This is a genomic window from Cupriavidus sp. H19C3, assembly GCF_049393815.1.
GTDB lineage: Bacteria > Pseudomonadota > Gammaproteobacteria > Burkholderiales > Burkholderiaceae > Cupriavidus.
The window spans coordinates 578,582-596,116 of record NZ_CP184985.1 but is presented as its reverse complement, the minus strand read 5'-3'; the positions used below and the strand labels follow the sequence as shown (position 1 = coordinate 596,116).

Sequence of the window (17,535 nt, the reverse complement as noted above, 5' to 3'; positions counted from 1 at the left end):
CCGGCCTCTCTTACTTGTATCGGATGGCGGGATTGATCACCGTGTAGAGCAGGTCCACCACCAGGTTGATCAGGATGAATTCGAGCGAGAACAGGAGCACCTCGGCCTGGATCACCGGGTAGTCGCGCATCTCCACGGCGTCGACCAGCAGGCGGCCGAGGCCGGGCCAGTTGAACACCTTCTCGACGAGAATCGAGCCGCCCAGCAGAAAGCCGAACTGCAGGCCCATCATCGTTACCACGGGAATCATGGCGTTGCGCAGCGTGTGCTTGACCACCACCACGGTCTCGCGCACACCCTTGGCACGCGCGGTCCGCACGAAGTCTTCCTGCAGCACCTCGATGAACGATGCCCGCGTAAAGCGTGCCATCACCGCCGCCACGGCGGCACCGAGCGTGAGCGAAGGCAGGATGTAGTGCTTCCAGCTATCGGCGCCGATCGACGGCAGCCAGCCCAGCTGCACGGAGAACACTTCCATCAGCAGCATGCCGAGCGCGAAGGCCGGGAACGAGATGCCGGACACCGCCAGCGTCATGCCGAGGCGGTCCGGCCACTTGTTGCGCCACACGGCGGAACAGATGCCGATGCCCATGCCGAAGATCACGGCCCAGGCCATCGACGTCAACGTCAGGTACAGCGTCGGCAGGAAGCGCTCGCCGATCTCCTCGTTGACGGGCCGCTTGGTGCGCAGCGAGGTGCCGAACTCCCCTTGCAGCGCGTTCGTGAAGAAGCGCACGAACTGTTCATGCATCGGCCGGTCGAGGCCCAGATCCTTGCGCACCAGTTCGACCGTGGCCTGGTCGGCCTCGGGGCCGGCGGCCAGCCGCGCGGGATCGCCCGGCAGCATATGGACGAACAGGAACACCAGCACCGCCACCAGCAGCAGTGTCGGGATCACGCCCAGACATCGTTTGAGGAAGTAATTCAGCATCGCACACCGGAAAAAGGAACCGCCGGCCGTCCATCCATGCCCCCGCATATCGCGGACGGACGGCCGTTACGGTTTTACTGCCTTGTTGTTTCTTGTAATACCGCGACTTTTTTTACCACTTCTTTGCTTCGCCCTCCCCGTGTGGCCGCGCCCGCAAGCGCGGCCCCGGAGAGGGCGTCCATCCACGGCCTGGGCCGCTTACTGCTTGATATCGATCTCGTCGAAGTTGAACGAGCCGTCCGGCATCGCGTACGCACCCGACAGGCGCTTCGAACGTGCGAACAGCACTTTCTCCGTCACCAGGAACGCCCACGGCGCATCCTTCCAGATGCGTTCCTGCGCGTCCTTGTAGAGCCGCGCCTTCTCGGCACGATCGGTGGTACGCAGCGCGCCGGCGATGTCGGCATCGACCTGGTCGTTCTTGTAGTACGCGGTGTTCAGCAGCTTGGGCGGCATCGATTCCGAAGCCAGCAGCGGACGCAGCGCCCAGTCCGACTCACCGGTCGACGACGACCAGCCCACGTAGTACAGGCGCACGCCGGCGTCTTCCGGCTTCTGCACGCTCTCCACCTTCTCCACGCGCTGACCGGCCTCGAGCGCCTGCACGGTGGCCTTGATGCCGACCTGTTGCAGCTGCTGCTGGACGAACTGGATCACCTTCTGCGCGGTGGTGTGGTTATACGCGGACCACAGCGTGGTCTCGAAACCGTTCGGGTAGCCGGCTTCCTTCAGCAGCTCGCGCGCCTTGGCCGGGTTGTACGGCCACGGGCCCAGCTTCTCGGCATAGTCCACACCGGCGGGCACCACGCCCTCGGACGGCGTGGCGTAGCCGGCAAAGGCCACCTTGACCAGCGCTTCCTTGTTGATCGCGTAGTTGATGGCCTGGCGCACCTTCGGGTCGTTGAACGGCTTGACCTGGGTGTTGAACGAGACATAGCGCGCGATGATCGACGGCGCGTCGATCAGGTCGACCTTCGGGCTCGACTTCAGCACGGCGGCCTGCTCGAACGGAATGCGGAACGCGAAGTCGGCCTCGCCGGTCTGCATCACCGCGGCGCGCGTGTTGTTGTCCACCACCGGCTTCCAGGTGATGGTGTCGATCTTCGGGTAGCCGGTCTTCCAGTAGCCCGCGAACTTCTTGCCCTTGAGGTAATCGGTCTGCTTCCATTCGACGAACTCGAACGGGCCGGTGCCGACCGGATGGAAGGCGATTTCCTTGCCGTACTTCTTGAGCGCGGTGGGCGAGATCATCACGGCCGACGGGTGCGACAGCACGTTGATGAACGGCGAGAACGGCTCCTTCAGCGTGATCTTGACCGTGTTGGCGTCAACCACCTCGGTCTTGGCCACGCGGTTGAACAGCGTGTAGCGCTTGAGCTTGTTGGCCGGATCGGTCACGCGGTCGAAGTTGGCCTTGACGGCGTTGGCATCGAACGTGGTGCCGTCGTGAAACTTGACGCCCTTCTTGAGCTTGATGGTGTAGGTCAGGCCATCCTTGCTTGCCTCATAGCTCTCGGCCAGCACGTTCTGCAGCTTGAGGTCCTTGTCCAGGCCGAACAGGCCCTGGTAGAACGACTTGGTGACGGCCTGCGACAGCGTGTCGTTCGAATCGTACGGATCGAGCGTGGTGAACGTGGAGTCCACGGCCATCACCGCGTCCTTGGCGGCAAACGCCGGGCTGGCCAGCATGCCCATCGCGCCGATTGCCACGGCGCCGGCGATCAGCCTGGGCGAAACCATACGGGTAGACATTCTTTTATTCTCCTAGTGGACAGGACCAGAACTTCAGTAGGCGCCGCCGACCGGATGGCGGGCGACATAGTGACCATGCGCGCCGCTGCCGGAGACGGGCACCAGTGGCTGCACCACGGGCTCGTCGCCGACCGCGCGGATCGGGCTTGGGATTTCATCGGACAACGGTTCGCGCTTCATGTGACGCCGCGCCGGATCGGCGATCGGCACCGCGGACATGAGCTTCCTGGTGTACGGGTGCTGCGGATTCTCGAAGATCGCGCGGCGCGGGCCGATCTCGACGATCTGGCCGAGGTACATCACCGCCACGCGGTGGCTCACACGCTCCACCACCGCCATGTCGTGCGAGATGAACAGGAACGCCACGCCGAGTTCGCGCTGCAGGTCCAGCATCAGGTTGACGATCTGGGCCTGGATGGAGACGTCGAGCGCGGACACCGACTCGTCCGCCACCACCACCTTCGGATTGAGCGCGAGCGCACGCGCGATGCAGATGCGCTGGCGCTGGCCGCCCGAGAACTCGTGCGGATAGCGCGCGGCGTGGGCCGGCGTCAGCCCCACCTTCTCCAGCAGCCAGGCCACGCGATCTTCCGCCTGCTTGCCGCCGGCCACCTTGTGCACCAGCAGCGGTTCCATGATCGAGTAGCCGACCGGCACGCGCGGGTCGAGCGAGGCAAACGGATCCTGGAAGATGAACTGGATATTGCGGCGCAGGCTCTGCAGTGCCGGTCCCGTGAGCTGGCTGATGTTCTGGCCCGCGAACTCGATGGTGCCGCTCTGCGAGTCCACCAGGCGCAGCAGCGAGCGGCCCGTGGTCGACTTGCCGCAGCCCGATTCGCCTACCAGCGCGAGGGTCTCGCCCGGGTAGAGATCGAAGCTGACCTTCTCCACCGCGTGCACCCGGCGCGTGACACGACCCAGCAGGCCGCCCGGCACATCGAAGCGCGTGACGAGGTCGCGCACGCGCAGGATGGGCTCGGCGTCGCGCGCCACGGTGTCCTGCGGCGTCTCGGCCGCGGCCGCGGCCGCATCGTCCACCTGCACCAGCGGGAACTTGGCCGGCAATTCGGTACCGGTCATGGCGCCGAGCTTGGGCACCGCCGACAGCAGCGCGCGCGTATAGGGGTGCGCGGGCGCGTGGAACACGTCGTCGGACGTGCCCTCTTCCACCTTCTCGCCGCGGTACATCACCAGCACGCGGTCGGCCACCTCGGCCACCACGCCCATGTCGTGCGTGATAAAGACCACGCCCATATGCATCTCGGCCTGCAGGCTGCGGATCAGCTGCAGGATTTCGGCCTGGATGGTCACGTCGAGCGCGGTAGTCGGCTCGTCGGCGATCAGCAGCGCCGGCTTGCACGACAGCGCCATCGCGATCATCACGCGCTGGCGCATGCCGCCGGACAACTGGTGCGGGAAGCGGTCCAGCACACGTCGCGCTTCCGGAATGCGCACCAGCTCCAGCATGCGCAGCGCCTCGGCACGCGCGGCCGCGCGGTTCATGCCCTGGTGCAGGCGGATCGATTCCGCAATCTGCTCGCCCACCGGGAACACCGGATTCAGCGAGGTCATCGGCTCCTGGAAGATCATGGCCACGTCGGCGCCACGCACGCCACGCAGCGTGGCATCGCTGGCATTGACGAGGTCGATCACATCGCCGCCACGACGGCGCAGCGACATGCTGCCGCTGACGATGCGGCCGCCGCCATGCTCAACCAGCCGCATCAGCGCGAGCGAGGTTACCGACTTGCCCGAGCCCGACTCGCCCACCACGGCGAGCGTCTCGCCGCGATCGACATGGAACGAGAGGTTGCGCACCGCTTCCACGCTGCGCTCGCTGGTGGCAAAGCGCACCGTGAGGCCACGCACCGCCACCACGCGTTCGGGGGGCAGCACCAGGCCGGAGGAATGATTCCGAGAATTCATGCTCAACCGTAGATCCAGACGTTGACAGGCTCGCCCACGCGCGCAATGCCGCGGTACATGCCTTCGGTATTGAACGGCAGCGTCACGTTGCCGGCGCGGTCCACCGCGATCAGGCCACCACGACCCTGGATGGCCGGCAGCTTCTCCATCACCACGCGGCGCGCCGCTTCGTCGAGCGACAGGCCGGCGTAACGCATCTGCGCCGACACATCGAAGGCCGCCACCGTGCGGATAAACATCTCGCCGGTGCCGGTGGCCGACACCGCGGCCATGTCGTCGGCGTAGCAGCCGGCGCCGAACACCGGCGTATCGCCGACGCGGCCCACCTGCTTGTTGGTCACGCCGCCGGTCGAGGTGGCCGCGGCCAGGTTGCCGCTGGCATCGCAGGCCACCGCGCCCACCGTGCCGAACTTGCGGTCGGGATCGAGCGGATCGGTCGGCTCCGGCTTGCCCTGTCCGGCCTGCGCCGCCAGCGCGGCGGCATCGTGGTCGAGCAGCGCCATGCCCGCGGTGGCACGTGCGCGCTGCCATTGATCGTGGCGGGCCTGCGTAAAGTAGTAGTCGGGCGGGACCAGTGCCAGGCCCTGCGCCTGCGCAAACGCCTCGGCGCCATCGGCGGCAAACAGCACATGCTCGCTGTGCTCCAGCACCGCGCGCGCGGCCAGCACCGGATTGCGCACGCGCTTGACGCAGGCCACCGCGCCGGCGTTGAGGGTGGCGCCATCCATGATCGAGGCATCGAGTTCGTAGGTACCGGCGTGCGTCAGCACCGCGCCCTTGCCCGCGTTGAACAGCGGGCAGTCTTCGAGCAGCCGTACGGCCTCGGTCACCGCGTCGAGCGCGCTGCCGCCCTCGGACAGCACGCGCTGGCCGGCGCGCAGCACGTGCTCCAGGGCCTCGGTGTATTCGCGTTCGCGTTGCGCGTCCATGGCGGCGCGGGTAATCGTGCCGGCGCCACCGTGAATGGCAATGACAGCGGGATTCATATCAGCAGGAACTCAATCTGTGGATTTGGGAGCGGCGCCGCGCTGGGAGCGGGCACCTCGGGTACCGGCGGCACCGTTCTCGGGCGGTACCGCGCCGGCCTGGCCGTTACCGCGCGCACCGGGCGCGCCATACAGCCAGGGCAGCAGGAATTCGGTCATCTCGGCGGCGGCCTTGACCGAGCGTGCCGAGCGATACGCCACCGCCCCGCACAGGGCCTCGATCAACGCCAGCACGGTGGCATCGGAGTTGGCCGAGAGGCGGTTGCCGGCGTTCGCATACAGCGCGATATCGGCCAGCGGCGCCAGCGGCGAGGTGGGACCATCGGTCAGGGCCAGCAAGCGGCCACCATGCGCCTTGACACGTTGCGCGAGCAGCATGGTGTCCGTCACGTAGCGCGGAAAGGCGATGGCGATGACGAGATCCTGCGGCTGCAGCTTGAACAACTGGCGCGCGGCATGCGAGGCGCCGCCCGCGGCGGACACCGACGTCACCATGCGGCAATGCATCTCCAGCCCATGCTGCAACAGGCCGGCCAGGAAGCCGCTGGCGCCAAAGCCCATCACATAGACGCGTTCGGCCCCGAGGATCGCATCGACGGCCCGCTCGCACGCATCGACATCGAGCGCGCGCCGCGTGGCCTCGAGATTGCGCGCGCCGTCTTCGAGCGCCGCCGCGATGACGTCCGCCACCGACGACGGCCGCTCGAGCTCCGTGCGCAACCGTTCCACCGGCGCCAGCGTCGCCTCGAATCCGCGCACGAGCTCGGCGCGAAACTGCGGATAGCCCTCGAAGCCGAGCGCGCGCGCAAAACGGTTGGCCGTGGCTACCGACACGTCCACCGCCGTGGCGAACTCGTCGATGCGCATGGTTGCGGCGCGGAACAGGTTGTCCAGCACGTAGCGCGCCATGCGCTGATGCGCGGGCGTCAGCGTCGGCAGGCTGCGGGCGATACGCTCGGAAATCGACAGACCGTCGTGCATGCGGGGCCAGTTTGCGTGTGTTTGCACCGGTTTCGGGAACGCCCGGCGGGCACTATCCCCCGGGCCGCCAGACAAGCACCATGAAAAGGCACTTACCCGGTGCGTTCGTTTATGTAAATAAATTTACACGCAAATGGCATACCAGGAGAACCCCGCGCGCGCAGATTACGGGTATTCCCCTAGAAAAAAGGGGAAGCGCGCGTCCGCGCTACAATACCGGCCTGCCTCACACGCCCATCGCCAGTTCTCTCCGTGATCCGAATCGACCAGCTCGTTCTCCAGCGCGGCACCAAGGTGCTGTTCGACCATACCAGCGTGACGCTGAACCCCGGGGAGCGCGTCGGCCTCGTCGGCGCCAACGGCAGCGGCAAGTCGACCCTGTTCGCCATGCTGCGCGGGGAGCTCCACGCGGACGGCGGCGACGTGTTCGTGCCGGCGGTCTGGCGCGTCGCGCACGTGGCGCAGGAAACCCCCGCCGTGGACCGCAGCGCGGTCGACTACGTGATCGACGGCGATACGCGCCTGCGCGAGATCGAGGCCCGCATCGCCGCGGCACAGGCCGCGGGCGACGGCACCGCCGAGGGCGAGGCGCATGCCGCCTTTGCCGATGCCGACGGCTATACGGCGCCCGCGCGCGCCGAGGCGCTGCTGCTGGGGCTCGGCTTTACGCTGGCGCAGGTCGCGCAACCGGTAGCGTCGTTCTCGGGCGGCTGGCGCATGCGCCTGAACCTGGCCCAGGCGCTGATGTGTCCGTCCGACCTGCTGCTGCTCGACGAGCCGACCAACCACCTCGACCTCGATGCCATCGTCTGGCTCGAAGACTGGCTCGCGCGCTATCCGGGCACGCTGGTCATGATTTCGCACGACCGCGAATTCCTCGACGCGATCTGCAACGTCACGGTCCATATCGAGAACCTGCAGTTGCGCCGCTACGGCGGCAACTACACGCAGTTCGAGACGCTGCGCCTGCAGCAGATGGCGTTGCAGCAGGCCGCCTATGCGCGCCAGCAAAAGGAAATCGCGCACCTGGAATCGTTTATCAACCGTTTCAAGGCCAAGGCCACCAAGGCGCGCCAGGCGCAGAGCCGGGTCAAGGCACTGGAGAAGATGGAACGGCTGGCACCGGTGCACGCCGCCGCCGGCTTTGCCTTCGAATTCCGCGAGCCCGAGTCCGCGCCCAATCCGATGATGGTGCTCGATGGCGTCGACTGCGGCTATCCGGAAGCGCAGCCCCCCGTCACCATCCTGCACAACCTCACGCTGTCGATCCAGAACGGCCAGCGCATCGGGCTGCTCGGCGCCAACGGCCAGGGCAAGTCGACACTGGTCAAGACGCTGGCCGGCACCCAGCCGCCCATGGCCGGCACGCTGCGGCTCGGCAAGGGGCTGGTGATCGGCTACTTTGCCCAGCATCAGCTGGAGACGCTGCGCGACCACGATTCGCCGCTGCAGCATCTGGCACGGCTGGCGCCCGATACGCGCGAGCAGGAACTGCGCGACTTCCTCGGTAGCTTCAACTTCCGCGGCGACATGGCCACGGCGCCGATCGCGCCGTTCTCGGGCGGCGAGAAGGCGCGGCTTGCGCTGGCGCTGATCGTCTGGCAGAAGCCCAACCTGCTGCTGCTCGACGAACCGACCAACCACCTGGATCTCGACACGCGCGAAGCGCTCACCATGGCGCTGGCGCAGTTCGAAGGCACGCTGATCCTGGTCTCGCATGATCGCCACCTGCTGCGCGCGACGTCCGACCAGTTCATGCTGGTGGCCGACGGCACCATCCGGCCGTTCGACGGCGACCTCGACGACTATCGCGACTGGCTGCTGCAGCAGGCTGCCGCCAAGCGCAACGCCGCCACCGCCGCGCATGCCGCCGGCGGCGACGGCACCCCCGCGCCCAACCGCAAGGACCAGCGCCGCGCCGAAGCGGACGAACGCCAGCGCCTGGCGCAGCTGCGCAAGCCGCTGACGAAGGAGCTGGAGAAGATCGAGAAACGGATGACGGTACTACAGGCCGACAAGGAAGCGATCGACCGCTTCATGGCCGACGAGAACAGTTACGCCGAGGCCAACAAGGCAAAGCTGATGGAGATGCTCAAGCGCCAGGGCGAGGTCGCCGGCGAACTCGGGCAGCTCGAAGAGCGCTGGCTGGAGCTGCAGGAACAGATCGAGCAGATCGCGTGATGGGGCGATGGCGCTCGGCTGAGTCCCGCCCACTGGACGATTGGAACCACAATCACCGCGCCTTTACCTTGACCTGATGCAGCACCCCAGTTGAACGGGTCTCGATTTCGTCGATCTCCGATGGCTCACTGACGGGTGTGCGCAACGCCCTTGCCGCCATGGAAAAACGCGTTGCATAGCGTACGTTTGAAACCTCAGAATCGGCCGCTCATCCACCCTGGGGATTGGCAATGTCGACAATGGCGAGCGAAGTCGAGAGCGACGTGCGGCAGCTTGGCGCGTACAAGGTCGAGCGAGGCAAGAGTTCCATCTCCGGCCTGTCGTCCGGTGCCTTCATGACGGTGCAGCTGCATCTTGCACACTCCGCGAGCTTTTGCGGTGCCGGCATTATCGCCGGCGGTCCGTACCGTTGCGCCGAGACCTTTCGCGCGGCCGCGCCGGTCGCGGAAGATGCCTACGAACTGAGCGCGCTGCACCTGTGCATGAATCCGCTGGTCCCGGAAAACGCGCCCGATGCGCGCGCACTCGCACAGCTCGCACGCCAGACTGCGCAGGCCGGCGCCATCGATGCCATTGCGCATCTGGGCGGGCAACGTCTCTATATCTTTACCGGCAGCCAGGACAGCGTGGTCGATTCCGTCGTGGTGGCGCGCACGCGCGCGTTCTATGAGCTGCTCGGCGTGCACCCCGCTGACATCCGGTACGACGACACGGTACCGGCCGGCCATTCGATCCTCACCGCCAACGCCGAGGACTCGCCGCTGGCAACGAACCAGCCGCCGTATATCAATAACGGCGGCTTTATCCAGTCGCACGACATCCTGCGCCATATCTACGGCAAGCTGAAGGCGCCGGCCCGGCACCTGAGCGGGCAGCTATTGCGCTTCGACCAGACCGAGTTCTTCGGCAACGCGCCGCGCGCGAGCATGAGCCCGTATGGCTACGCCTACGTGCCGCGCGCCGTTGCAGAAGGCGCCAGCGCCCGCGTCCATATCGTGCTGCACGGCTGCAAGCAGGGGTACAACTACATCGACTTCTCGTTCGGCCAGTCCGACTACGCCAACCAGCCGCCGTACGGCAATCGCTATATCACCACCACCGGCTACAACGAGATCGCCGACAGCAACAACCTCATCGTGCTCTACCCGCAGGCGCAAGGTACCGACAACAGCACGACGCAAAATCCGGACGGCTGCTGGGACTGGTGGGGCTATACGTGCGCCGGTGCGGCGCGCCCCGACTACTACTCGCGCGACGCCATCCAGATCCAGGCCATCCACGGCATGCTGCGCCGGCTTGGCGGTTGAGGGAAGACACCATGGATACATCCATCGCCAATACCATCGACCGCACGTGGCACTGGCTGGCCGCAAGCCAGCCCTGCGCGCTGCGGCATGCGCTGACGCTGACGCGACTGAGCCATGGCCGCGCGGCTCGCGCCACCGCCGCGGGCGCCCGGGCCGTGAGCCTGATGCCGTTGCTCGATGCGCGTGACTGGAGCGGCCTGCTGCGGTTGCAGGAAGCCATGTGCCAGCGCCTGCAGGCGCAACAACAGGATTTTGCGCGGGAATGGGTGGCCTGGCTGCACAACTGCGCGCGGGCCGGGCGAGCCAATACGATGTCGAAGCAGATCGAGCAGGATGTCGATCTGCTGGGGCAGTGGGTAATGCTGTGGAGCCGCCAGATGGTCGACCTCGCGACCCTGCAGGAGAACTTCGAGGTCAATGCCGAATACTGGCTCGAAGACCGCCTGCCCCCGGCCGCGCACCGCGTGACCTGACGGGAGACCTGCCGCTGCCCTCCCGCCCGGGAGCGCAGCCCCGCCGGCATGGCACCCGACTCAGCGGTAGTGCTTCTCGCGACGGATCAGACCCACCGCCAGCGTCAGCGTCAGGATCACCAGCCAGATCAGCGACCACGCGGGGATCGACAGGCCCAGGAGCGGCGGCAGCGGCGCGGTGCACAGGCCATCGGAATAGAACAGCTGCGGCAGCACGCGCGCGGTGGGCAACTGGTTGACCCAGTTCTCGAGCGGATCGATGCCGCACGAGGCCTTGGGATTCAGCAGCAGCGAAACGTGATAGCCGGCCACCGCGATTCCCGCCACGCCGGACAGCATGCCGAGGCCTTGCCACAGCGAGCGCGTGCTCTGCGCAATCGCGCCCAGCAGACAGAAAATGCCAATGCCGAGAAACGCGAAGCGCTGCATGATGCAGAGCGGACACGGCTGGTAGCCCTCGGCGATCTGGAGATAGAGCGCGGCGCCGACGAGCGCGAACGAGACGATGGCGATCAGCAGAAAATAAGCGCGGGAATTGGCTTGCATGGGCGTCGGTTACAGGAAGTGTCATGCGGCGCATGACGAAGTGTCGACGCGCATTATGGCCCATTTTCGTGACCTTGCCCGCGCCCTGCGCGCAAGACGCCGCGGCGAGTTGACACACACGCGCCACACACCCGCCCCACCCGCGCCTCACCCGCGCCTCACCCGCCTCGCGCCTGCCCGCGGCCGCGCCCGCCGCGCGGCGGCGCGAGTCCCGTCAGGCAGCCTGACGCACCGCCGCCAGATAGTGCCGGCGCCAGGGCTTGAGCACCGCGATCGCCAGCAGCGCGGTGACGATATCGAGCGTGATGGCCACGCCGAACACCGGCATCCAGCTGCCCAGGCGCTCGTGCATAAGCGCGGCGAGCGGACCGCCGAAGATCGAGCCGATGCCCTGCGAAATATAGAGCCAGCCATAGTTGGTGGTGGCGTAGCGCGTGCCGAAGGTATCGGTCAGCGTCGACGGGAACAGCGAGAAGATCTCGCCCCAGCCAAGAAACACCACACCGGACAGCAGCACGAACAGGACGGCGTTCTCGCGCGTGAGCAGCCACAGGGTCATGGCCACCGCTTCCAGCGCAAACGCAAAGCACATCGTGTTCTCGCGGCCCCAGCGGTCCGACACCCAGCCGAACAGCGGCCGCGTCAGGCCATTGGTCAGGCGGTCGATGGTCAGCGCGAGCGGCAGTGCGGCCATGCCGAACACGACCGCGCCGGACACCCCGAAGTCCTTGGCAAAGGCTGCCATCTGCGATGTGACCATCAGGCCCGAGGTCGACATCATCGTCATCATCACGAACAGCAGCCAGAACAGCGGCGTGCGCAGCATGGTACGGGTGGGCACATCCACCACGCCGGTGGCCGCGTGCGCGGCGCGTGGCAGTGCCTCGTCGGCGGCCGGCGCGCGCAAACCCTGCGAGGCGAGGAAGCCGACCACGGCGAACAGCAGGCCGAACTGCCACAGCGTGGACTCCAGCCCCTTGCCGGCGAGCGACGCCGCGATCGGGAAGGTCGTGACGATGGCGCCCATGCCGTAGCCGGCCGCGACCATGCCCACGGCAAAGCCGCGCCGATCCGGGAACCAGCGCACCATCTGCCCCACCACGCCGACGTAGACGATGCCGGTGCCCAGACCGCCGACGATGCCGTAGCTCAGATACAGCATGCCGGCCGTGTGCGCCTGCGAAGCGAGGATCCAGCTCAGGCCGGAGAGCACCGTGCCGAGCGCGATCAGGCGACGCGGCCCGAAGCGCTCGATCAGCGCGCCCTGGAACGGCGAGAAGAACGTCTGCAGCACGATCAGGAGCGAAAACGTGATCTGCAACTCCGACAGCGGCACACCGAGCTTGGCCGAGAGCGGCTTGGTGAACAGCGTCCACACGTACTGCGGGCTCGAAATCGCCATCATGCAGGCGAGGCCCAGCAACAACTGAATCCAGCGCGTGCGCGCCAGCGGCACTGCCTGCGGAACACCGAGGCCAGCACCGTCTGCAACCGAATCCGCAACGGAACGCATGAACGACTCCTTCGAAAAAATATCGCGGGGACGTTCGCAACATGCGTGCCATGCCCGATGGCACGGGGGGGCGCGAGGCGATGGCTCAAGACCAGCGGTCCGGCTGCGCCGGGCAGGTGCACGCCCGGCGCCCGCTCGGTGCAAGAAATGGTGCGCGCGGTGGAGCGCAATGGAGCGCAATGGAGCGCGCCGGTGCGCAAGCCCGGCCGGATCGCATGGCGCTGGTGCGGCACCGAGCCCGCACCAAGGCGCCAGAGGTTTCAGCGCGGCAGCAAGAATGCCGCCGATGACGATCCGGTGCGGGCGCTCAATCGAGATGGCGCACGCGGTCGATGGCCTGCTCGATCCGCTCGACGGCAATCACCTCGAGCCCGTCGATCTTCTGCTTGGGTGCGTTGGCCTTGGGAATCACGGCAATGGTGAAGCCGAGCTTGGCGGCCTCCTTGAGGCGCTCCTGCCCACGCGGACTGGGCCGGATCTCGCCAGCCAGGCCGACCTCGCCAAACACCACCAGCCCGCGCGGCAGCGGTTTGTTGCGCATGGACGAGTGAATCGACAGCAGCACCGCAAGGTCCGCTGCCGGCTCCGTGATCTTGACCCCGCCCACCGCGTTCAGGAACACGTCCTGATCGAAGCAGGCAATGCCGGCATGCCGGTGCAGCACCGCCAGCAGCATCGCCAGCCGGTTCTGCTCCAGCCCGACCGCGAGCCGGCGCGGGTTGGGCACGCCAGCCGTATCGACCAGCGCCTGCACTTCCACCAGCAGCGGGCGCGTGCCCTCCTGCGTCACCAGCACGCACGAGCCGGCCACGGTTTCCTCGTGCTGCGAGAGGAACAATGCCGACGGATTGCTGATGCCACGCAGGCCACGCTCGGTCATGGCAAATACGCCCAGTTCGTTGACCGCGCCAAAGCGGTTCTTGAACGCGCGGATCAGGCGGTGCGAAGAATGGGTGTCGCCCTCGAAGTACAGCACCGTGTCGACGATATGCTCCAGCACGCGCGGCCCCGCCAGGCTGCCCTCCTTGGTCACGTGGCCGACCAGGATGACGGTGATGCCGCTGCTCTTGGCAATGCGCGTCAGTTGCGCCGCGCATTCGCGCACCTGCGCCACCGAACCCGGCGCGGAAGTCAGCGCCTCCGAATACAGCGTCTGGATCGAGTCGATGACGGCGACCTCGGGTTTCTCGGCCTCCAGCGTGGCCTGGATCTTCTCCAGCTGGATCTCGGGCAGCAGGCCCAGCGAGGGGCTCTCCACGCCCAGCCGCTGCGCGCGCAGCGCGATCTGCGCACTTGATTCCTCGCCGCTCACGTAGAGCACGCGGCGTTCGCCCGCCAGGTTGGCCAGCGCCTGCAGCAGCAAGGTGGACTTGCCGATGCCGGGGTCGCCGCCGATCAGCACCACGCCACCGGCCACCAGGCCGCCGCCGAGCACGCGGTCGAACTCATCGATGCCGCTGGAGAAGCGCGGCACATCGGCCGCCTCGATCTCGGACAGCTTGCGCACCACCGCCGAGGCAGCCAGCGGCTGGAAGCGCCGCGCCGCGGCCGAGCCCGACTCGGCGATGGTTTCCACCAGCGTGTTCCACTGCTGGCAATGCGGACACTGACCCTGCCAGCGCGGCGTGGTGCCGCCGCATTCGGTGCAGGTATAGACAGTCTTGGTCTTGGCCAAACCGGCTCCAGGAAGGTAATGAAACGGAGATCCAGGCTACCTTGGCTGCCTGCCGCCGGACGGCCGGCCAGCCCTGGCGCGCCATGGCGAGCGATGACGGGCAAACGAAGACGCGCTGTGGCCGGCGACGGCGCCGGCCAGACCACCGGCCCGCCCGCTCGGGGGGCAACCGCCAGCGTTCAGGCGCCGGCCAGATCGACCGCGCCGGTCACCGTCGCCACCGTGGTGGGCACGCGCGGCGCCAGCGCGCACATCAGTTCATAGCCGACCGTGCCGCTCGCGGCGGCCACATCGTCGATCGGCAGGCCATGGCCCCACAGCGTGACGGGGGTGCCCGCGCGCGCCTTGGGCACCGGGGTCAGGTCCACGCACAGCATGTCCATCGACACCCGGCCCACCAGTTCGGTGCGCACGCCGTCGACCAGCACCGGCGCGCGCCGCTCACCCCAGCCGCTGGCATGGCGCGGGTATCCGTCTGCGTAACCGCAGGCCACCACGCCGATGCGCATCGGCCGCTCCGCCGGCCTCTGCGAGCCATAACCGACCGTATCGCCAGGCTGCAGGTCCTGCACCGCGATCAGCTCGCTATGCAGGGACATCGCCGGCTGCAGGCCGGTATCGGCGATATCGGCCTCGACACCGGTCGGCGCGGCGCCGTACAGGATCACGCCGGGCCGCACCCAGGCGCGATGGGCCTGCGGATGCCACAGCACGGCGGCGGAATTGGACAGGCTGGCCTCGCCCGGCAGGTTGGCCGTGGTGGCATCGAACGCCTCGACCTGATGCGCAATGCCGCGCGGACCGTCGGCATCGGAGAAGTGGGTCATATGGACGATACTGCCCACACACGACATGGCGCGCGCGCGCTCCCATGCGGCGCGGTACTGTGCCGGACGAAAGCCGAGCCGGTTCATGCCGGTATTGAGCTTGAGCTGGAGCGCGAGCGGCCCCTTGGGACGGGCCAGTTCCAGCATGCGCAACTGCTCCTCGCAGTGGACCGCCGTGGTCAGGCGGTATTGCTCCAGCAGCGCCACGTCCTGGGGCTGGAAGAAACCTTCGAGCAGCAGGATCGGGCCCTGCCAGCCGAGGTCGCGCAGCAGCACGGCCTCGTTGAGATCCAGCAGGCCGAAGCCGTCGGTGGCGCGCAGGCCGGCAAAGGCGCGGCGGATACCGTGGCCGTAGGCGTTGGCCTTGACCACGGCCCAGACGCGCGACTGCGGCGCACGGCGACGGACCACTTCCAGGTTATTGGCGAGGGCGGGCTGGTGAATGACGGCGTGAATGGGTCTTGGCATGGTAAGAAGCTCGGAACATCTGGCGCACGGGCGTGTCCGTATCTGGAATCCGTGTCGGGATCAGGGAAGACCCCGTGCCGGGCGCCGCGCGGGCGACGCTATCCTTGTGCCCGTGTGTCGTCGGGGTACCTTGGCACAGATGCCCTGGCACGGTCACCGGGGCAGTGACACCCGGGCCGAGACCCTGGTGCCGATACCGGCGCGGGAGCGGCACGGCGCGCAGCCGGTATTTGAACACACTCTCGAACCCAGCCGATGCCGGACGACGGGAATCGATCCCGCCACCTGCTGTCAAAAAAGGCCGATCTCCGATGTGCAGTCGATGGCTGTAACGTTCCGGATTCATGATATAAAGCCGGACGCTCAGGCCATGTTTTAAAAGTGAAGCATATGTCAATGACGGTCAGGCAAGCCGCGCGACGAGCGAATGTCAAGCATTCGCCGCACTTTGACACGGCCGCCGTGCCAGATTCCCTGCAAGCCGCGACGCTGCCGGTCGGCGCGCCCCCGTCCGCACGCGCGGACGCCCGCGATGGAGACAAAGTCGACAGTATGAAGAAGGGTTTCTATACCATCATGGCCGCGCAATTTTTTTCGTCGCTGGCCGACAATGCCCTGCTGATCGCAGCCATTGCCCTTCTTACCGAGTTGCATTCCCCGCAGTGGATGACCCCGCTGCTCAAGCTGTTCTTCGTGCTGTCCTATGTGGTGCTGGCCGCCTTCGTGGGCGCCTTCGCGGACTCCATGCCGAAGGGGCGCGTGATGCTCATCACCAACGCCATCAAGATCGTCGGCTGCGCCATCATGATGTTTGGATTACACCCGCTGCTTGCCTATGGCGTGGTTGGATTCGGGGCGGCGGCCTACTCGCCGGCCAAGTACGGCATCCTCACCGAGCTGTTGCCGCCGGAAAAGCTGGTGATGGCCAATGGCTGGATCGAAGGCCTCACGGTGGGCTCGATCATCCTCGGCACGGTGGTCGGCGGCGCGCTGATCTCGGTCCATATCTCGGAAATCCTGCTGCGTTTCGACATCCCGTACATCGATACGGGCATCAATACCCCGGCCGAAGCGGCCATGGTCGTGATCATGCTGTGCTATTTCACGGCCTCGATGTTCAACCTGTTCATCCCCGACACCGGCGCGCGCTATCCGCAGCAGGAAAAGAACCCGATCAAGCTGATCGCCGAGTTCGGCGACTGTTTCATTGCCCTGTGGCGCGACAAGCTGGGCCAGATCTCGCTGGCGGTTACCACGCTGTTCTGGGGCGTGGGCGCCACCCTGCAATTCATCGTGCTGAAATGGGCCGAGCATTCGCTGGGCCTCAACCTGTCGCAGGGTGCCCTGCTGCAAGCCGTGGTGGCGGTGGGCGTGGCGGTGGGCGCAATTCTGGCGGCGGCGCGCATTCCGCTGCGCAAGTCGCTGTCGGTGCTGCCGATCGGCGTGGCGATGGGCGCCGTGGTCCTGCTGATGGCGTTCTATACCAAGGACGCGATGCCGGCCGTCATGCTCGACGTGCTGGGCTGGCATATGCCGCTCTACATGGCGATTGCCTATGTGTTCCTGATGATCGTCGGCGCAATGTCGGGCTACTTCGTGGTGCCGATGAACGCCCTGCTCCAGCACCGCGGGCACGTGCTGCTCTCGGCCGGCCACTCGATCGCCGTGCAGAACTTCAATGAGAACGTTTCGGTGCTGCTGATGCTGTGCCTCTACGCGCTGCTCATCAAGCTCAACTGCCCGATCAGCTTCGTTATCGTCGCACTCGGCCTGTTTATCTGCATCACCATGTACCTGGTGATGCGGCTGCACCGCTACAACGTCAGGGTGTTCGACTCGCTCGCGCTGATCGGCGAGGACAAGCACCACTGAGACACCTGCGGAATCCGGGCCCCCATCGATCCGGGGCCGGGGTGGCCGTGGTCGCCGTACGGTCGCTCAGGTCGCTCAGGTCGCTCAGGTCGCTCAG

13 protein-coding genes are annotated in these 17,535 nt (G+C 66.8%); 4 read left to right on the top strand and 9 right to left on the bottom strand.

Features of this window, described 5'->3' with window-relative positions; translation table 11 throughout:
- Window positions 1-10 precede the first annotated feature (10 nt).
- The 5 genes from gsiC to DFLDMN_RS02665 all read right to left on the bottom strand — a co-directional run bounded on the left by gsiC (window position 11) and on the right by DFLDMN_RS02665 (window position 6,576).
- Window positions 11-931, bottom strand: a complete 921-nt coding sequence (gsiC, locus tag DFLDMN_RS02685; RefSeq protein ID WP_423196988.1) for a glutathione ABC transporter permease GsiC — start codon at window positions 929-931, stop codon at window positions 11-13.
- Between the two features lie 198 nt (window positions 932-1,129).
- On the bottom strand, window positions 1,130-2,683 hold the full coding sequence (gene gsiB / locus DFLDMN_RS02680) for a glutathione ABC transporter substrate-binding protein GsiB (RefSeq protein ID WP_423196987.1): 1,554 nt from the start codon (window positions 2,681-2,683) through the stop codon (window positions 1,130-1,132).
- Between the two features lie 33 nt (window positions 2,684-2,716).
- The gene (locus DFLDMN_RS02675; RefSeq protein ID WP_423196986.1) at window positions 2,717-4,609 is read right to left on the bottom strand and encodes a dipeptide ABC transporter ATP-binding protein; all 1,893 of its coding nucleotides are present in this window, start codon (window positions 4,607-4,609) and stop codon (window positions 2,717-2,719) included.
- 2 nt (window positions 4,610-4,611) lie between these two features.
- Complete coding sequence (locus DFLDMN_RS02670) at window positions 4,612-5,595, bottom strand: isoaspartyl peptidase/L-asparaginase family protein (protein WP_423196985.1); 984 nt, start codon at window positions 5,593-5,595, stop codon at window positions 4,612-4,614.
- 12 nt (window positions 5,596-5,607) lie between these two features.
- Window positions 5,608-6,576, bottom strand: a complete 969-nt coding sequence (locus DFLDMN_RS02665) for a MurR/RpiR family transcriptional regulator (protein WP_423196984.1) — start codon at window positions 6,574-6,576, stop codon at window positions 5,608-5,610.
- A 252-nt stretch (window positions 6,577-6,828) separates the two neighbouring features.
- Between DFLDMN_RS02665 and DFLDMN_RS02660 the strand changes: the two genes are divergently transcribed.
- The 3 genes from DFLDMN_RS02660 (at window position 6,829) to DFLDMN_RS02650 (ending at window position 10,537) form a co-directional block, all read left to right on the top strand.
- Complete coding sequence (locus tag DFLDMN_RS02660) at window positions 6,829-8,757, top strand: ATP-binding cassette domain-containing protein (protein ID WP_423196983.1); 1,929 nt, start codon at window positions 6,829-6,831, stop codon at window positions 8,755-8,757.
- A gap of 230 nt (window positions 8,758-8,987) precedes the next feature.
- Entirely contained in the window at window positions 8,988-10,064 is a 1,077-nt protein-coding gene (locus tag DFLDMN_RS02655) for a poly(3-hydroxybutyrate) depolymerase (protein WP_423196982.1), read from the top strand.
- An 11-nt stretch (window positions 10,065-10,075) separates the two neighbouring features.
- Window positions 10,076-10,537 (top strand): hypothetical protein, encoded by a 462-nt coding sequence (locus DFLDMN_RS02650; RefSeq protein WP_423196981.1) that lies wholly within the window; start codon window positions 10,076-10,078, stop codon window positions 10,535-10,537.
- 60 nt (window positions 10,538-10,597) lie between these two features.
- On the opposite strand, the gene DFLDMN_RS02645 is transcribed toward DFLDMN_RS02650, so the two are convergent.
- The 4 genes from DFLDMN_RS02645 to alr all read right to left on the bottom strand — a co-directional run bounded on the left by DFLDMN_RS02645 (window position 10,598) and on the right by alr (window position 15,566).
- Window positions 10,598-11,083 (bottom strand): disulfide bond formation protein B, encoded by a 486-nt coding sequence (locus DFLDMN_RS02645; protein WP_423196980.1) that lies wholly within the window; start codon window positions 11,081-11,083, stop codon window positions 10,598-10,600.
- 214 nt (window positions 11,084-11,297) lie between these two features.
- A complete protein-coding gene (gene oxlT / locus DFLDMN_RS02640; protein WP_423196979.1) occupies window positions 11,298-12,596 on the bottom strand; it encodes an oxalate/formate MFS antiporter in 1,299 nt (432 codons plus the stop codon).
- 307 nt (window positions 12,597-12,903) lie between these two features.
- Entirely contained in the window at window positions 12,904-14,271 is a 1,368-nt protein-coding gene (gene radA / locus DFLDMN_RS02635; RefSeq protein ID WP_423196978.1) for a DNA repair protein RadA, read from the bottom strand.
- A gap of 179 nt (window positions 14,272-14,450) precedes the next feature.
- Complete coding sequence (gene alr, locus DFLDMN_RS02630; protein ID WP_423196977.1) at window positions 14,451-15,566, bottom strand: alanine racemase; 1,116 nt, start codon at window positions 15,564-15,566, stop codon at window positions 14,451-14,453.
- 552 nt (window positions 15,567-16,118) lie between these two features.
- Here alr and lplT point away from each other — a divergent pair.
- Window positions 16,119-17,438, top strand: a complete 1,320-nt coding sequence (lplT, locus tag DFLDMN_RS02625; protein WP_423198286.1) for a lysophospholipid transporter LplT — start codon at window positions 16,119-16,121, stop codon at window positions 17,436-17,438.
- The last annotated feature ends 97 nt before the right edge of the window (window positions 17,439-17,535 follow it).